Source organism: Tardiphaga sp. 768_D3_N2_1, assembly GCF_052076105.1.
Classification (GTDB): Bacteria; Pseudomonadota; Alphaproteobacteria; order Rhizobiales; family Xanthobacteraceae; genus Tardiphaga.
On sequence record NZ_CP197245.1, the window covers coordinates 4,054,856 to 4,069,699 of the forward strand.

The following is a 14,844-nucleotide window of genomic DNA, read 5'->3' on the forward strand; positions in this document are numbered from 1 at the left end:
AGATCGCGCCCGCAGGACACTCGATCATGACGCAACGAATTCTGATTGCGGGGGCCGGCATCGCGGGGCTTTGCACGGCGATTGCGCTGATGCAGCGCGGCTTCCGCGTGACGATCTGCGAGCAGGCCGAAACATTGCGTGAGACCGGCGCCGGTGTGCAGATCAGCCCGAACGGGACGCGGGTGCTCGCATCCCTCGGCGTGCTCGACGCGCTGCGACGCCTGGCAGTCGAGCCAACGGCCAAGACGATCCGCCTGTGGAATAGCGGAGAGACCTGGTCGCTTTTCGACCTCGGCGCCATGTCCGTCGCCGAATATGGCTTTCCTTATCTGATGGTCCATCGCGGCGACCTACACACGACGCTGGCGAACGCCGTGATGCAGCTTGATCCGGACGCGATCCGGCAGGGCGCTGGCCTTGTCGGTGTCGAGAACCGCGCCGATGGCGTGACGGTGTCATTGTCGAACGGTGAGCGCGTGAGCGGCGATATCCTGATCGGAGCGGATGGCATCCATTCGGGCGTACGAGAGGCGGTGTTCGGGTCCGGGCCAGCGCATTTCACCGGCTGTATGGCGTGGCGCGGCGTCATTCCATCTTCGCGCCTGCCCACGCATATTCGGCTGGACGTCGGGACGAATTGGGTGGGTCCCGGCCGGCATGTCGTGACCTATCCGCTAAGAGCCGGCGAACTCTTCAACTTCGTGGGCGTCGTCGAGCGCTCGGGATGGGAAACGGAATCCTGGACCTCCAAGGGCACACGTGAAGAATGCGCCGATGACTTCGCTGGATGGCACCCGGACGTTCATGCGCTCATCGACAATATCGACGTGCATTACCGATGGGCTTTGATGAGCCGACCGCCGATGGAGCGATGGTCGGCCGGACGCGTGGTTCTGGTCGGCGATGCCTGCCACCCAATGTTGCCGTTTATGGCGCAGGGCGCTGTCATGGCGATCGAAGATTCGATCACACTGGCACGCTGTCTTGCAAAAAATCGCAACGACTATGTCGGCGCCTTTTCCACCTATGAAGCCGAGCGTGTGACGCGCGCAAACCGCTGCGTCGTTGCGGCCGAGCGAAATCGCGATATCTTCCACAATGAGCGTCTGATGGATGCGGACGACGCAAGTCGCTATGTATCGATGCAGTGGAGCGAACCGAAGGTCCGCGACCGCTATCACTGGCTTTTCGCATTCGATGCGGTAGGCGAGGACTGATGCCCACTCGATGAGCAAACTTACAGCTCCCGCTTGCTACCACCACGAAGGCGATCTGCCCCATTCTGTCCCGGTTCGGGATTCCTCTTTGCGCAAGGAGCGAACACTGGCGCCTGCACACACGCGGCTTCGATGCCTGTCACGGCACCTATGATGCATTTTCGCCTGCCGGACAGCAGCTGCTGCAGCAGGTAATCCTGTGGGCACTATCCTGCTTTTCCCGCGATCCAAGTGCGCAGTCCCGCGAGCGTTCTAAATTCACCGGCAGATCGTGCACTTACTCCTGGAATGGCTTCGGACACCATCGCGCTCAATGCGTGCCCCGGCCCCAGTTCCAAGAACGTAGTTGCTCCGGCCTCCGCGCAACTTTCCAAGCATTTTTCCCACTCGACGGTGTGGGAAATCTGATCGGCGAGCTTCGTCTTTCCCGACGCGATATCAAGTACGGCAGTTCCATCGATACCGCTATAAAGGCGAACGCCAGCTATCAGCGCCGGCCGGATTTCGGCGTCTTCCAAGGTCTTTGAAAAGGCTACAGATGCCGCCGCAAGCCGCCGTGTGTGCGAGGCAACATGAACTTTCAGACGCACTAGTCGCTGGGCACCGCTCTGTAACGCTTCTTTCTCGAACGCATCGAGTGCAGCAATCGTGCCGCCGACCACAAAGCCGTCGCCAGGATCAACGATCGCGAGCCCAATATCCAACGCGCCGCAAAACGCCTCGATCATCTTACGCGTCAGCCCCCGGACGAACGTCAAACCTTCCGCGCCGCGGCTGGCCTCATCCATTGCTTGCGCACGCATGGCGACAAGATGGAGCGCATCGGCACCGCCAATTAATCCCGCGAGCGCCCACGCAGCGACCTCACCGACGCTGTAGCCCGCAACCAAGCGGTGCCTCGGCAACGCATCGCCTAATGCAGCCTGGAGCGCGACGGCCTGCAGCACGCACAATATCTGCGCGGTCCGGTTCGCTTCCAGCACCTCCGACGCGGCATTCCGCACAAGGTCACGCGGATCATTGCCATCGAGCAGCCCAGCAGCAATTTCAAACAGCTTGGATGCCTCGGGCGCGTCGGCGACGAGATCGAACATTTCAGCGTTCTGCTGGCCTTGACCCGAACACAAGATGGCGAGTGACATCAGCGATCCTGTCGCGGATAGAGGAGCAGGATCGCGAAGAAAATGGGGACAAGCCCCTTCAGGATGATCGAGACCATGGCGTTATGACTCCTGCCCCTCGACGAACAGCGCCATTCCGAGAAGGTCGGCACAACCGCCGGGGCTCAGCCTGCGGGCGATAAAAGCTTCGTGCATGGTGATAGCACGTGCGCGCCACGCAGATGCGCCGCAACCGCCCGCATCAATGAACGCGCGTGCCTGACCTTGCGCGAATGCGAGTCCTTCAGCGCCGCCGCGATATAGCAGGTTGGTGTCCGCGACCCTTGCCACAAGCGTCATCAGAGCATGGACTTGCGCGGCTTCCGGATTGCGGGGAGCGAGGCAGCGTCCTTCCGCGAGCGCGGGAAGCGCGACCGCGTAAAGCGAAGGAAAGCCCGCCGAAGCCTCCGCCCGTGCGCCTCCTGCGCCATGCTGCCGCGCGGCTGCGCTGCCGTGGCTGTGAAGCATGACCGGACCGCCGACGATCTCCGGGCCCCAGCGATGCGCGACGATTGCCCCAAGTGTGCCTGGCATGGCGTAGCGCGCGCGAAATCCCGCTGCCGCGCATAGAAGTCCCATACCGAAGATCGCGCCGCGATGGGTGTTCACGCCACCGGTGACAGCCATCATGGCGATCTCAGCCTCGACCCCGATCGCTCGAAGGCGCCCCATTTCGGCACCAGCAGCCCCTGCGTCCGCCAAGCGCGCGAAGAACGGCCCAAGCGTATCCGCGCTGCGATTCATCATCGCCGCATCCATGTCGTCATGCGCGCCGTTATCGACCGGGTTGACGAGACCGGGCTTTGGATAGGTAGCAATTTCATGCTTGAGGCAGATAGTTGCAGCACGGCCGATAGCCTCCGCATCCACCTGTTCGGACGACTGAAGAAGCGCTGTCATGCGAACACCGACTGACGCGGGATCATCTGATTGCGGTCACGAGCCTTGACCAGAACGTCAGAAGCGCCACTGGCCCATTCGCGCCATTGGATCGCAAGTCCACTGGGCGTGACGAGCTCGCCGTCGATCCCCATCGGGGCCGACGCTTCGATAGGAGCGATAGCCGCAACGAGGGCGTCGGCGTCACGCGTCGTCAAGACCTGCCACAGCAGATCGACGTCTGACGTGGCCGAGACATATGGCAAGTTGGTCAGATACTCCCAGGCCAGACTGCCGAAACAGCGAACGTCGGGCTCGAGCGCGACCAGTGCGGCGAGCGTCGAACGCCACGCGACCGGAGCGAAAGGAATCGCATCAGCCAGTAACGGCGGCAGACTGGTTGACGTGACCACCTCGGATGCCACCGTGAAGGCCAGACGCTGCTTACCCATCGACGGCGGAAGCGGGAGGCCGAGCGGCACCCTGCCCGCGACATCGCTGCAGAGCCTCCGACGCGCAATGAGCGGTCGCCCGAGGATCGCCCATTCCTCGATGGCGGCGATCGCCTTGAGATTCGGCTGCGCGTCGACCAGAGCGGGCCAGGCGGCCGGATCGATATGCACTATCTGATGTCTGTCGAGATGCATCGGATCATCCCCTTGCCTGCGCGAGTGTCGCGACCTCATTGGCGATGATTGCCGCCTTTGGACGGCCGCCACGCACCTTGCCGAGCGTTGCGCGGTCATCACCGTTCCGCGGTCGCGCCAGCAGTGCCGCCAGCTTGTCCGAGAGCGGCGCGTCAGGATCCCACGTTTCGGCGATCGCGCCGGTTTGGGCGAGATTGTCGAGCCCCGGTGCGAATACCGGGGTGGCCTTGGCCTTTTCCTTCAACACTTCAATAGAAAGCTTGGTGACGCGCGCCATTGACGGGAGGTCCATGACCTCCGGGTGAGCACCCGGCAGGGCAACGAGCGTGCCGCACGCCAATGCTGTCGCGATGAAAGCGCCAGCCGCGCTGCCGCCGTAGAGCAGACCGATCGTGCGGTGACCATTCGCCTCTGCCAGCAACAGGGACTTGGCGAGATGCGCGAGATATTCGTTGAGCCCGAGCATCTCGTCGCGTCGGCTCATCCGCTGGCTCGACGTATCCACCAAGAGCAAGATCGGCCGACCATCGCCACTATTGGCAAGCGTCAGTACATGCGCGGCGAGCTGGAGCGCCTCGTCAACACCGATCGCGCCGCCGCCGCCCGCGCCGATCACATGAACCGAGAGGGTCCCCATCGCCCCCGTGCCAAATGACAGATTGCCATGGGTCGTGACATCGTGCCCCAATGGAAACAGCGAATTCAGGATTTCAGCGGGCGCCATCGGCACTCTCCCTATGTTCAGCGGCTAGCGCGATGAAACGATCCGCTGGCATGTCTGGCACCGAATCCGGGTCGTCGATGCCGAGTGTGGCCCAGATGTCAGTGGCGTCCGCCGCCTCGCCGAACCGGGCGATGCGTCGTTGGAGTCGCCTCTGTTCGGCGGCCAAGGTTTTTGCGTCGAGTACAGCCGGACGTGCCAGCGCCACGATCGCGGCGTTCCGGAATGCCAGGACGTCATCATCGACAAACGCGTCCGCGCCACCGATCAGCATTCGCTGCTTGCCACCCATCGTCCGCCACACAAACGCACGATCGCGCGAGTCGAACTCCTCGACGCCCTTGTTCGTCTCGATCACTTCGGGGCCCGATACGCTGATGCGGCCCTGTTCGGACACGATCAGTGTCGAGCAACACCCCGCAATCAGACCGCCGCCGCCATAGCATCCGGCGCGTCCTCCGATCAGCCCGACGACACGAACTCCAGCCATCCGCGCTTGCACGATGGCGCGGATAATCTCCGCGATCGCCAGTTCTCCGGCATTCGCCTCCTGCAAGCGCACACCACCAGTGTCGAACGCAATGACCACGTCGCGCTTCATTGCTTTTGCAGCCTGCAGCAACCCTGTGAGTTTGGCGCCATGGACCTCGCCGAAAGCGCCTCCCATGAATCGCCCCTCTTGCGCGGCGACCAGCACGTTCGTGCCATCAATCGCCGCCGAGCCGACGACGATGCCGTCGTCAAATTGTACTGGAAGATCGAAGACCGCGAGATGCGGGCTGATCTCGCGACGCTCGGGGCCTACGAACTCCACAAAGCTATCGCGATCGACGAGCGCTGCAACACGCTCACGCGCGCCTGCCTCGTACCAACTTTTCTGTGTATTGCTCATGCCTCGGGCTCCTCGATCGAGCGAACGCCCTGAGCGAGCCGCAACGAAACAGTGTCAGGCCGAGCGCCGCCATCGTTGATCGCAATGCGCAGTCCCCCGGCAGCGCGGCGCGCGACAAAGTCAGCGGTGACTGCTTCCCACAGGGGCCGAAAGCCATGAGCGGCGGTGTTCACCTCGATGGTGCAGCGACCGGGTGCTCCACCGCGTTCGAGCAATACTTCGAGATTGCCGGAGGCTACGACCCCGACCAGCGCCATCGGACGCGTGCCCGTGGGTGCATTGGGTGCCGCCAGATCGAACGACAGTTTTTCCATGACCGTTCCTCCTACCAGTTGCGAAAGCGGCTCGGCGGCCGATACAGCCCACCCGATGCGAGCATGAGATCTTTGATTGAGCGGGCGGCGAGTATATTGCGGTTGGCATCGAGTGGATCGATGCCAAGATCCTCGGGACGCTGGATCACCTTGCGCTCGCGCAGCCGCTCGACCATCGTCTTGTCGCGCCCACGGCCGACCTCGGTGAAGCCGGCGATGCCCCGGATCGCGTGCTCGCGCTCGTTCTTGTCGCGACACAGCAGAAGGTTGGCGATCCCTTCCTCGGTCACGATATGCGTCGTGTCATCGGCGTAGACCATGATCGGCGCCAGCGGCAGATTCAGTTTCTCGGCAAGTTCGAGAGCGCCTAGCTTCTCAACGAACAACGGGGCGTTTCCCTCCCCGAACGTTTCGCCAATCTGTACAACCAGCTTGCGGCCGCGTCTGAGGGCTGCGTGGGCATTGGGATCTGCCTCGGCACCCGCTTGTAACCATGGCGCACTCGGATGCCGCCTGCCGCGCGCGTCGGATCCCATGTTGGGCGCGCCGCCGAAACCCGCGACACGATCCGCGGTCACGGTCGAGCTGTGTCCGGAGAGATCGATTTGCAGCGTCGAGCCGATGAACATATCGCATGCATAGAGCCCCGCAGTTTGGCTGAAGGCGCGGTTCGACCGCAGCGACCCGTCGGGGCCGGTGAAGAAGATGTCAGATCGGGCGGCGAGGTAATCCTCCATACCGACCTCGGATCCGAAGCAATGGATCTGCTCGACCCACCCTGCCTCGATCGCAGGAATAAGGGTCGGATGCGGGTTCAGCGCCCAGTGCGTACAGATCTTGCCTTTCAGGCCAAGCTTTTCGCCATAGGTCGGCAGCAGAAGCTCTATCGCCGCGGTATTGAAGCCGATGCCGTGGTTGAGCCGGCGAACACCATACGACGCATAGAGGCCCTTGATTGCTATCATCGCGGTGAGGATCTGCGTCTCCGTCATCGCCGCCGGATCGCGCGTGAACAGTGGCTCGACATAGAAGGGTTTCTTGGCATCGACGACGAAATGAATTTGGTCACCGGGAATATCGACACGTGGCAGCGTGTCCACAATCTCGCCAACCTGGGCCACGACCAGGCCACTGCCGAAGCTTGTCGCCTCAACCACGGTCGGCGTGTCCTCGGTGTTGGGACCCGTGTAAAGGTTGCCATGACGATCTGCACTGACCGCCGCGATCAGCGCGACCTGCGGTGTCAGATCTACGAAATAGCGTGCGAACAGCTCTAGATAGGTGTGAACGGCGCCCAGCTCGATCTTGCCGCCGAAAAGCATCTGCGCAATCCGCGCCGATTGCGGCCCCGAATAGGAAAAATCGAGACGCTTTGCGATGCCCTTGTCGAATAGGTCGAGGTGCTCGGGAAGGACCACGCCGGACTGCACCATGTGAAGGTCGTGGACGCGCGTCGGATCCATATCGGCCAGCGCACGTGCAAGCAAATCAGCCTGTTTCTGGTTATCGCCTTCCAAGCAGACCCGATCGCCCGGTCGCAAGACTGCTTCGAAGAAATCGACGAGCCTGCCGGCGTCGATCAGCTTTCCGTCCGCGAATGAGGCACCCGCCGCAATCCGCTCCGCACGCACGCGCTTTCGAGTGTCCCACTGTCTCATAGCACCATCCTCTGTTGGCGGATGCCAGCCGGGCAAGTCTGGAGTATCGAACGGCCAGCGGGCATTCCGGAAGTACCGAAACCTTCAGGCGCGGCGGCGACACGATCAATTGATCACGATAGAAGCCTATAGTGTAAGTGGATCACCTTAGCGCCATCACCGCGCAAAATCGCTCCAATCCCAAGTAACCGTTGGTAGTTGGCTTAATTGCGACCAGGTTTTTGAACCTCCGCGTACGAAGATCATGATAGGCCCCGCGGCATGCGGGCAGATCAGTCCATAGCGGCTTGGCTTTCTTGGACAATGACAAGTTCCTCCTCCTCCGACTCGGAGGCGCGCGGCATCGCTCAAAGTTGATTTCCGCGCTTGAATCACAATTTCATATATGGAATACATAAATCACTAATGGAATATCCGTGCCGGAACATGCTGCGGCGCGGCAATGCCCCGACGCTACGGGACCCCTATGAAGCAACCTCGAGGGCGAGACATGTTTGGAGAGTACGAACTCAAGCCTAATAGCGGCGTCAATCCTCCCTATTCTCCGGCCTATCCCGTTGAATGGGGCTGCACGCTGCGAACCCTCCAGATCATCACGCGCGTAGACCGGTTCAAGCTCAGCACATTGCTAGCGGATACACCGTTCGAGCTGGTCAACGATCGCGTTGCATTTCAGTACATGTTGTCCCCAGGGCACGCGCTGGCGATGCACACGGGTCAGATGTTCGATCTGATGATCACGGTCCCGGTCCGTTACGAAGATCTTTTCACGCATACTCACATCTACATGTATTGCAGCGATCCGATGGGAATCTGCGCCGGGCGGGAGGTCTTCGGTTACACCAAGAAGGATACAAACTACGCATTCGAAGAGGCGCCCGACCACACGATCGTCGGTAAGGTGAAGCGCAGAGGTACGCCACTGGCCGATTTCAGTTTCGTCCCGGATCCGGCAGCCCCGGTCGTCAGCCTGGTTGACGGTCCGGATCAACCCGTCGGCGAAATTCATGTGCGACGACTGCCGCACCCCGAGCGTCTGGCCACGGCCTATGCCGATGTCGTCTACCGCAGAACTCCACTTGAATACTCAGCGCCGCTTGCCGGACGCGCGCAGATGACACTGCACGAATCCTCTTTTGACCCAATCGCCGACCTGAAACCGGAAATACTGGGAGCCCGCTTCATGTATTCGGATGTTTATGGCGGCGGCTTCGACGTGGAGGACAGGAGGCTCATCAAGCGTCTGAACGTGTGAGCTATCCAGCATCATCGATTCAAGTGGCATCAGACCACGTCGAGAGGGAGGAGATCCAATGTCCATTCTGAGAGCAATCGGGGCGCCGATTCTTGTCGCATTATCTGGGCTGCTTGGTTCCGCAGCATCCGCGCAACAGCCACCATTAAAACTTGGCGTGCTGACCGATATGTCGAGCCTGTATGCCGACGTAACGGGTCCTGGGTCCGTGCTGGCGGCAAAGATGGCCGTCGAGGACTTTCTCGCGAAACCGCACCATATGCAGCGATCAATCGAAGTTTTGAGTGGAGATCACCTCAACAAGCCTGACATCGCTTCAAGCATCACACGGGAATGGATTGACCGAGACGGGGTCGATGCCATCGTCGATGCCCCGAACTCGGCTGTAGCACTCGCCGTCAGGAACATCGTGCAGACCAAGAATCGCGCTTTGATCGTCTCGGGGTCATCAACCTCGGATCTAACTGGAAAAGCATGCTCTCCCAATCTGGTTCACTGGACTTACGACACCTACGCGCTCGCAACAGGCGTCGCGCGCGCGGTTGTCAACTCGGGAGGAACATCCTGGTTTACGCTAACAGCAGACTACGCTTTCGGGCAGGCGATGGAGCAGGACATCAAGAAAGCCGTTCAGGGCAGCGGCGGCACCGTGATCGGCGGTGTCCGGACGCCAATCAACTCGCAAGATTTTTCGTCATTCTTACTGCAAGCGCAGGCATCGAAGGCGAAGGTCGTCGGGCTGGTGAACGCGGGTGGCGACACGATCACCTCCATCAAGCAATCCGTTGAATTCGGCATTGGCGCTCGAGGGCAGCGAGTGGTCGCAACGGTTCTCTATCTCAGCGATGTGCATTCATTGGGGCTCAACGTTGCCCAAGGTCTTCAATTCACCGAATCGTTCTACTGGGACCTGAACGAGGATACCCGCGCCTGGAGCAAGCGGTTTGCGGCCCGGAATAGCGGGCGTTATCCGACTGCGCTTCAGGCGGGTGTCTATAGCGGTACACTGCACTATCTGCGTGCCGTCGATGCATCGGATCAATCGGTCGACGGAAAGGCCGTCATCGCCAAGATGAAGGCGCTTCCGACGGATGATCCGTTGTTCGGAAAAGGGAGCGTTCGCGAGGATGGCAGAAAGCTGCACAACATGTATCTTTTCGAGGTGAAGCGGCCGGCGGATTCCGCATATCCGTGGGACTACTACAAGCTCATCAAGACGATCGGTCCGAACGAGGCATGGCGCTCCCTGAGTGAAGGCGGCTGCGACTTCTCCAGATCGTGATGAACGCACAGGGCTCTCAAGCCGTCGCCCTTGTCACCGGCGGCGGCGGCGACATCGGACGGTCCATTGCGCTCAGGCTGGCTCGGGACTGGGCTGTGGTGGCCGTCGTCGATCTCGACGACAAGGCAGGCGCAGAGACGGTGCGACTTGTCAAAGCGAGCGGCGCGAAAGCCATCTATATTCGCGCCGACGTGTCGCATGCTGCTGACGTCCAAGGCTATGTGGAACAGATCGAGCGCACGCTCGGACCAATTGGCGCCTTTTCGAACAATGCCGGAATCGAAGGCGCAGTCGCGCCCATTCACGAATATCCGGAAGATGCGTTCGACCACACGTTTCAGGTCAACGCCAAGGGCGTTTTTCTCGGCATGAAATTCGTTCTCGCCCGAATGATGCTGCGCAGAGCCGGCAGCATCGTCAATACGGCCTCGACTTCAGCGATCCGTGGCCGTGCCGGCCTAGCTGGCTATGTGGCAAGCAAGCACGCCGTTCTCGGCCTGACACGCGTTGCCGCTCTCGACGTTGCCGGCACTGACATTCGTGTCAATGCTGTACTTCCGGGCCCGATCGAGTCCCGCATGCTGCAATCGCTGGATCGTCAGGCGCACGCTCTACCGACGGGATTTGCGCGCGCCGGTGCTACACGGCGCGGAGTGCCGGAGAGCGTGGCCGGTGTTGTATCGTTTCTCCTGTCTGGGGAGGCCGCTCACGTCAACGGCGCCGCCTGGACCGTTGATGCCGGAGTCACAGTGGGCTGACGGCATCAGCGAGCATTGCGGCGTCGAACGACGGCGCGTGCGTTGTTTCTTGAGCAATCGCATTGCAGTTGCTACACAACAGAATGATCGCAAAAGACACCATCCCACGTCCCGGCGCCCCCGCTCTGGAAAAGGGGCTCGATCTTATCGAGGCGCTCGCGGCCGAATCGCGCGGCTTGAGCCAGACGCAGATTGCAGAGCGCGTTGGTCGATCCGTCAGCGAAATCTTTCGGATGCTCGGCGTGCTCGAAGAACGCGGCTACGTTTCGCGAGATGCCATAACGGGTGAGTACACCCTTACCCTCCAGTTGTTCAGGATTGCGGCTCAGTTTCCTCCGACAAAGCGACTGCAGCGCGCAGCCCTCCCAGCCATGGAAATCCTGACATCCCAAACCAGATTATCCTGTCATCTGACGGTACTCAATAATCAGCAATTCATGGTGGTCGCTCAGATGGACCCGGAATGGCAGATGGGCTGGTCAGTGAGGCTCGGCGCCATCTTTCCACTTACTCTGGAGTATGCGTCGGCCAAGGTGTTGACTGCGTTCCAGCTTGAGAACCGCCGCGCTGAGTTGGCGGCGGTGATTGCACGGCATGACCGCTGCCCCGTCAAGAATGTCTTGGCAGAACTGAGCAAAGTCGTCGCGCGCGGTGGTGACTTTCCGAAGGAGGGCCAGGCCCCCCGGCTCCGGGCCTTCAGTTGTCCGGTCTTCGAAACATCCGGCCGCGCAATCGCTGCTCTAACGGTGCCTCTCATGAGGCAGGAGAAAATGCAAGCAGCCGAGGCGACGGAAATTGAAGAGAACCTGCGGACAGCCGCTCGGCAGATATCGGAGAAGGTTGGGGCAGTCGGCACGTAGAAGATGCTCCACATCGATTGCTAACCTTTCGCCTCCTGCTAGATCGGGTAAGTCGCTTGCGGAGCCGGCTGCTAGTTCACCGTTGCGAGGTACAAACTGGACTCGAAATAATCCGTGGCCGGCGTCGCTGTCGTCACGCCGGCTTCCGCCACGAAGAAGTCGCTGACTTGCTGCAGCCATTTTGTAACCGTGCCATCGGCATAAAGCCGTTTCCACTCCCGCGAAGAAAACATCTTCTGCGCCTTCAGCGCCTCTGCGATGTCGATAATCGAGGCCTTCTGGTAGTGCCGCTGCTGGAGAGATTCCGCTGCGGCCTTGGGATTGCGCACCATGTGGTCGTTCGCTGCCGCCCAGCCACGGATGATCCGCTGCAACACATCCCTGTTCGCCGCGTAGTAGTCATTGCGCGCGACCCAGCCGCCGACGACTGCCGACTGCGGATAGAAGGCGGAGGCATCCACCAGCTTGATGGCATCGGGAAGCTTGTCGCGGACGCTCAGGTTAAAGGGCACCCACAGGGCGACGGCAGACACCTCGCCGGCAATGAATGAGCCAACAGCTTGCGACATGCTGCTGTTGACCACCTGAACGTCGGCGAGGCTCAGGCCGTTGGCACGCAAGGCACGGTCGAGAAAGATATGCGCCGTGGTCCTGGTCGTCGTCGCGATGCGCTTGCCGCGGAGGTCGGCGAAGGACTTGACCCCGCGGTCCGGGCGCACCCAGAGCTGCGCGGTAGCGATCTCGATGTCGTTGATCAGAAAGCCGCGGCCGGCGCCGAGCGCGAGATAGTTTGAAATCACTCCGCCGGCCGACAACACGTCCACCTCCCCCCGCGCCATGGCCTCGAACACTTCCGGTCCGGTATTGCACTCGACGAGCTCAAAATCGATACCCTGCTTGTCGAACGAGCCAAGATCGAGGCCAGTGAATATCTGGCCGTCGACGGCGACGACATGGAGATATCCCAGCCGGACGCGTGTTCGCGCTTGCGCAATCGCAGGAGCGGCAAAGACGGCGCCTGCCGCAAGCCCACCGGCCAGCACCTGGCGCCTGTTGAAAGGACGGAGTACGCGCGTCATTGCATCGCTCCGCGAGCAATACGGCGCGGCACTTGCAATTCCACGCGAAGCCGTTCCGCATGGTATTGCGCAACGCCGTCGTCGGGATACTGGGCAAGAAAGTTGGTGACCCCTACGAGGGCCGCGGCTGGCTGATCCTGCCGGATCGCGGCATAGACAATTTCCCAGCGCTGGAAGGCATGCTTCGCAGCTTCATCCGTTTCGCAGCGCAGTTCAAAGACCCGCACGGCTTCCGCAAAACCCTTCGGCTTGATCTCGTCGACACTGCGAAAGGCAAAGCGTCCCTCGACGCGCTCCTTCACGGCCGCGCTGACCAGCACTTGTGTCCCGTAATTCTTGTTGAGCCCTTCCAGGCGGGCGGCGAGGTTAACAGTCGCGCCGAGCGCGGTGTAATTCATGCGATCGGAAGAGCCGACATTGCCGACGACGGCGTCGCCGACATGCAGGCCGAAGCGGGTCCCATAGGCGGGCCATCCAGCCTTACAGAACTGCTCGTTCAGCTCGCTGTTGCGCTTGACGCAGGCAAGCACAGCCTCGCAGGCATGAACAACATGATCGGGATCATCATCAGGCGCATTCCAGAACGCCATCACGGCGTCGCCAATGAATTTGTCGATCGTGCCGTGATGTTTCATGATGACCTCGGACAGCGCCGCGAAATAGCGCGAGGTGAAGATCATGACCTCGGAAGGATCTGCTTTTTCCGTCTTGGCAGTGAAATCGGCGACATCGGTGAAGAGCACGGTGACTTCTCGCCGCGTTCCCCCGAGCTCGATCGACGTTCCGGACTCGATGAGCTGGCGCACGATCGGCTTCGGCACAAAACTGGAGAAGTTTCGTATGACAGTCCGCGTCGCAAAGACCGAGCGGCCGAGCTCGTTGATCTCTTCGATCACGGAATGCAGGCGCGGACGATCCGCGAGCCTGAAATGCTGGATCTCGTCAGTTTGTTGGGCGAGGCTGCGCAGCGACCGCGCGAGCATTGAGCCAAGCCAGATCGCGAGCGGCAGCATGCCGAGCACAAAGCCGAGAGCCAGCGCAAACAAGCCGCGGCGCTCTGAAATGATCTTTGCGAAAAACTCGTCGAGCGGCGCGATCACGGCGAGCTTGATACCGGCATTGCCCGCTGTCTCGATGCCGTGAAAGGCGGCGACATAGGTTCGTCCAGCATCGTCCGTAAAAAACTGCTGAGACGCGCCGCCCTTTCGCCACGCCTCAACCGCTTGCGGGAGGCCGGGCAGCTTGATGGCGCTCATTGGCGGCAGCTCGTTGCCGCGCTCGGGAATTTCGTCCATCAGCCGGTTCATCTCGGGATGGCCAACGATCCGTGCCGAATCATTGAACAAAAATGCAACCCCGGAGTCGCCGAGCCTTTGCTCGTCCAGCATCGCCTCAAGGCGATTGAGCAGGAGATCGGCGGCCACCACGCCGCGCCGGCCCTCCCTCAGCGCTGTACGCAAAGTATAGCCGGGCTGGCCGGTCGCAAAGAACACATACGGCCCGGTCAGCAGTGTTTTCTCGTCCTTGAAGGCCTCGACATACCAAGGCCGCTGACGAGGATCATAGGTCGCGGGGCCCTTGGTTTCGGCAACCTGGATCAGATTATCCGAAAGGAAGATGGTGACAGGCGACGATGATGCGTTGCCGGTGCGCGAAATGATGACCACGCGGAAGGCAGCGTCCTCATCCACATCGAGACTTGCACGAAAAGCCGGCTTGGCGCGGTCGATCACATCCATTTCAAGGAATGAGCCATCTTCATAACCGATATAGAGATTGAAGATCTGCGGGTTATTGCGCAGCATCGAGGCCATCAGGCTGTAGAGCCGCGAATTGTCTTCGATCTCCGCCGATTGGATCGACGGAAGACCGGCGAGAATTTCAAGGCTGTCGCGGACGTTTCGGAATTTTGAATCAATCCGGTCGGCGCCGAGCTGCGCCACCTTGTCGATGAAGGTGCTTGCCGCCGTCCGCGTGATCAGCGAGACACGGCTGAAGCTGAGATAGACCAGCGTCAATCCGACAAACAGCACCACCGCCACGAATAGCGTGACGATGGATGTGCGAAACCCGATACGAAGTGGGCGACGCTGTGCTGGACGCTTGGTGGTCATCTCAGACC

General features: G+C 60.9%; 14 protein-coding genes. 5 read left to right on the plus strand and 9 right to left on the minus strand.

Features of this window, described 5'->3' with window-relative positions:
• Nucleotides 1-26 precede the first annotated feature (26 nt).
• Complete coding sequence (locus tag AB8A27_RS19060) at nt 27-1,217, plus strand: FAD-dependent monooxygenase (RefSeq protein WP_441243259.1); 1,191 nt, start codon at nt 27-29, stop codon at nt 1,215-1,217.
• A gap of 206 nt (nt 1,218-1,423) precedes the next feature.
• Here the strand turns inward: AB8A27_RS19060 and AB8A27_RS19065 are convergent, their stop codons facing one another.
• The 7 genes from AB8A27_RS19065 to mdcA all read right to left on the minus strand — a co-directional run bounded on the left by AB8A27_RS19065 (nt 1,424) and on the right by mdcA (nt 7,488).
• Nucleotides 1,424-2,359, minus strand: a complete 936-nt coding sequence (locus tag AB8A27_RS19065) for an acyltransferase domain-containing protein (RefSeq protein ID WP_441243260.1) — start codon at nt 2,357-2,359, stop codon at nt 1,424-1,426.
• 81 nt (nt 2,360-2,440) lie between these two features.
• Nucleotides 2,441-3,277 (minus strand): triphosphoribosyl-dephospho-CoA synthase MdcB, encoded by an 837-nt coding sequence (gene mdcB, locus AB8A27_RS19070; RefSeq protein WP_441243261.1) that lies wholly within the window; start codon nt 3,275-3,277, stop codon nt 2,441-2,443.
• A complete protein-coding gene (mdcG, locus tag AB8A27_RS19075) occupies nt 3,274-3,903 on the minus strand; it encodes a malonate decarboxylase holo-[acyl-carrier-protein] synthase (RefSeq protein ID WP_441243262.1) in 630 nt (209 codons plus the stop codon). Before mdcG ends, mdcB begins: the two co-directional genes overlap by 4 nt.
• A gap of 4 nt (nt 3,904-3,907) precedes the next feature.
• Nucleotides 3,908-4,627: a biotin-independent malonate decarboxylase subunit gamma gene (locus AB8A27_RS19080; protein WP_441243263.1), complete on the minus strand. Its 720-nt coding sequence runs from the start codon at nt 4,625-4,627 to the stop codon at nt 3,908-3,910.
• Nucleotides 4,614-5,516, minus strand: a complete 903-nt coding sequence (locus AB8A27_RS19085) for a biotin-independent malonate decarboxylase subunit beta (RefSeq protein ID WP_441243264.1) — start codon at nt 5,514-5,516, stop codon at nt 4,614-4,616. The genes AB8A27_RS19080 and AB8A27_RS19085 overlap by 14 nt, the downstream gene beginning before the upstream one ends.
• Nucleotides 5,513-5,830 (minus strand): malonate decarboxylase acyl carrier protein, encoded by a 318-nt coding sequence (gene mdcC / locus AB8A27_RS19090; RefSeq protein WP_441243265.1) that lies wholly within the window; start codon nt 5,828-5,830, stop codon nt 5,513-5,515. The genes AB8A27_RS19085 and mdcC overlap by 4 nt, the downstream gene beginning before the upstream one ends.
• Nucleotides 5,831-5,841: 11 nt before the next feature.
• On the minus strand, nt 5,842-7,488 hold the full coding sequence (gene mdcA / locus AB8A27_RS19095) for a malonate decarboxylase subunit alpha (RefSeq protein WP_441243266.1): 1,647 nt from the start codon (nt 7,486-7,488) through the stop codon (nt 5,842-5,844).
• A 490-nt stretch (nt 7,489-7,978) separates the two neighbouring features.
• On the opposite strand from mdcA, the gene AB8A27_RS19100 reads away from it, so the two are divergent.
• From AB8A27_RS19100 to AB8A27_RS19115, 4 genes are all read left to right on the plus strand, one after another.
• Nucleotides 7,979-8,743, plus strand: coding sequence for an acetoacetate decarboxylase family protein (locus AB8A27_RS19100; RefSeq protein ID WP_441243267.1), 765 nt, complete (start codon nt 7,979-7,981; stop codon nt 8,741-8,743).
• Between the two features lie 58 nt (nt 8,744-8,801).
• Nucleotides 8,802-10,025 (plus strand): ABC transporter substrate-binding protein, encoded by a 1,224-nt coding sequence (locus tag AB8A27_RS19105; RefSeq protein WP_441243268.1) that lies wholly within the window; start codon nt 8,802-8,804, stop codon nt 10,023-10,025.
• Nucleotides 10,025-10,783, plus strand: coding sequence for an SDR family NAD(P)-dependent oxidoreductase (locus AB8A27_RS19110; protein ID WP_441243269.1), 759 nt, complete (start codon nt 10,025-10,027; stop codon nt 10,781-10,783). The genes AB8A27_RS19105 and AB8A27_RS19110 overlap by 1 nt, the downstream gene beginning before the upstream one ends.
• Nucleotides 10,784-10,866: 83 nt before the next feature.
• Nucleotides 10,867-11,643, plus strand: coding sequence for an IclR family transcriptional regulator (locus AB8A27_RS19115; protein WP_441243270.1), 777 nt, complete (start codon nt 10,867-10,869; stop codon nt 11,641-11,643).
• A 71-nt stretch (nt 11,644-11,714) separates the two neighbouring features.
• Here AB8A27_RS19115 and AB8A27_RS19120 read toward each other — a convergent pair whose 3' ends face one another.
• Together AB8A27_RS19120 and AB8A27_RS19125 are read right to left on the minus strand one after the other, a co-directional pair.
• The gene (locus AB8A27_RS19120) at nt 11,715-12,722 is read right to left on the minus strand and encodes an ABC transporter substrate-binding protein (RefSeq protein ID WP_441243271.1); all 1,008 of its coding nucleotides are present in this window, start codon (nt 12,720-12,722) and stop codon (nt 11,715-11,717) included.
• Nucleotides 12,719-14,836 (minus strand): adenylate/guanylate cyclase domain-containing protein, encoded by a 2,118-nt coding sequence (locus AB8A27_RS19125; protein WP_441243272.1) that lies wholly within the window; start codon nt 14,834-14,836, stop codon nt 12,719-12,721. Before AB8A27_RS19125 ends, AB8A27_RS19120 begins: the two co-directional genes overlap by 4 nt.
• Nucleotides 14,837-14,844 lie beyond the last annotated feature (8 nt).